At 41.9% G+C, this 2,194-nt stretch carries 3 protein-coding genes; all 3 read right to left on the bottom strand.

Annotated features, from left to right (window positions below):
* Positions 1-397: 397 nt before the first annotated feature.
* On the bottom strand, positions 398-889 hold the full coding sequence (locus AC1DUA_RS34805; RefSeq protein WP_477504086.1) for a hypothetical protein: 492 nt from the start codon (positions 887-889) through the stop codon (positions 398-400).
* A 67-nt stretch (positions 890-956) separates the two neighbouring features.
* Positions 957-1,289, bottom strand: coding sequence for an ArsR/SmtB family transcription factor (locus AC1DUA_RS34800; protein ID WP_477504085.1), 333 nt, complete (start codon positions 1,287-1,289; stop codon positions 957-959).
* Positions 1,290-1,314: 25 nt separating this feature from the next.
* Positions 1,315-2,194 (bottom strand): hypothetical protein (locus tag AC1DUA_RS34795; protein ID WP_477504084.1); only part of this gene is annotated, 880 nt, incomplete at its 5' end.

Raw genomic sequence — 2,194 nt, 5'->3', positions numbered from 1 at the left:
CATCTATATCGAGATCATTTATTCTTTCAACTTGTTTCTGTGCAATCTCAGCGACTTTGTCTGATGTATTCGTTATTTTCGGAGGCGTCATGCCATAGGTCAAAATGCCTGCCTCTTTATTTACTATTTTCTCTTTTAGCATATTCACTTTACCCTCCAGAACTATAGTACCCCATGCTTCATCTTCCTTATAAATATAATGATAGCATTGACTACTGGCTAAAAGGTAACTTTTAATTCCTATATCCTGCTATAGTCTAAAGCTATAACAAGATTTTCGGAAGCTTTCTCCACCGACCAATCATCGGTGATGGATCAATGACACCGCCAGGATTCCCCAAACTACGCTGACAATCCAACAAAAGCACCCGTCTGAATGACGAATGCCTTTGAATTTTTATCTCTCTTTTCTACTCCAAGTATCCTTTAACGGTACAACACGATTAAATACAAGTCGGCCATTGAATCTATATTTATTAGCATCAAGCGAAAAATAACCATGACGTAAAAATTGGAATTTTTGTTCTGGCTGTGTTTGTTCAACGTAAGGTTCCATTAATACATCCTTTATGGTAATTATGGAATCTGGATTAATCAACGTCGTCCAATCTTCGCTGTCCTTGGGGATTTCTTGGTCAAGCAGCAGCTTCTCATAAAGGTTAATATCGGCCTTAATTGCGTGCTCGCCTGAAACCCAGTGGATCGTCCCTTTGACCTTGCGCCCGGTAAACCCAGTACCGCTTTTGGTAATTGGATCATAAGTACAACGGAGTTCAGTAATTTCTCCCGAAGTACGATCCCTTATGACATCCTCACACCGAATGAAATAGGCCCCCTTTAGCCTCACTTCCGTATGAAGACTAAGTCGGTGAAAGCCTTTAGATGGCATTTTTGTAAACGGATATTCTGATCATAAATCTACAGCAACACATCGTAAATCTGTTACCTATGCAGACCTATCTTTTCTTAGCTTGCATCCCAGCCGCAAAGTCCTCCAGAAAGGTGTCGATGGCTTCCTCATTACGCCTGTAATAAGTCCATTGACCATAACGAGGCGACTCCAGCAGTCCTATTTTCTGCATAGAAGACAAGTAAGTGGAGATAACGGACTGTGCCAAACCGGCTTTTTCCTGAATGTTCGCCACGCATACTCCCCCAGGAAATTCAACTTTGATCACATTCGGCAAATCCTTGTTCATTTCGTCCGGTTCACTCAGCCAGCATAGGATGTTTAGCCGAGTCTCATTAGACAAAGCTTTCAGCACGGCAAGCGTTTCTTCATTTTTCATAACACGACACTCTTTTCTGGTTAGCTTATTCTCGTACTGCTTGTCTGCTTCTTAACTGACGGTATGCTGCAGAGATGCACATCAAAACGCCAGTTGTGGCAAATACTCCTACTGGAAACCCCCATGTCCCCCATGCTGGGAATATAAGTGGCATCAACGAAACACCAAAGGCGACTGGAACAGGTGCTTTAAACCATTTGCACAGCACGAGTGTAATCAAGACATTAATGATACCAACCCAAATGATTGAATTTGGCAATAAGTGAAGGACGCCGACTGACAGAATGGCTGTTGACGTTAATACAGCCAAACGAGGTGGAATCAATTTCCAATTAAACCCATCCGTATGAAACACTTCAAAAATGAGGGCAAATACAGGTGGAACCACGATAACCGTAAAATTTGTTGCGAATGCTAGTCCGATCCAAAGTGCTAAAATAACGGTGATAATGACTGTATCTGTTTTCTTGCGAAATTTTTGTGGACCATCGGGCAACTTTTCTGAATTTCTCATTCTAAAAGCGGCTAACATAATCACAAACGTAAAAATAGCCGTTGTTGTTGCAAAGACATAATCATGCAAGCCCAAAAAAATCGGCAGCAATGTTGCAGGAATCGCGGGTCCAAAATTGACGCGAAATATATGCATTAAAATGACAATAATCACGAGACCAAGCAATATTTTCGGCTGAGGCATCAGGCTCAAACCGTTCAAAGCGGTACCAATGAATGCGCCAATCGTTGGAGCGAGCCAGAGATGAACTGGCTTCTTAATCCAATGAGCGACAGGAAACACCATAACCCCCATTGCCATACCAGCGATTTCTGGGAAAAGTATATCTTTTTGTTGTAGCACTACTGCCGCGACAAGCATGAGAATAACTAATATATATGCAGACAAAATC

The sequence above is a fragment of the Paenibacillus sp. 01T422 genome (genome assembly GCF_056398785.1).
The sequence above is the reverse complement of the archived record's forward strand: the minus strand, read 5'-3'. Positions and strand labels throughout refer to the sequence as shown.

Bases quoted from the DNA above. Each gene is read 5' to 3' on its own strand.
- AC1DUA_RS34800 (WP_477504085.1), bottom strand. From the start codon at position 1,289: ATGAAAAATGAAGAAACGCTTGCCGTGCTGAAAGCTTTGTCTAATGAG.
- AC1DUA_RS34805 (WP_477504086.1), bottom strand. From the start codon at position 889: ATGCCATCTAAAGGCTTTCACCGACTTAGTCTTCATACGGAAGTGAGG.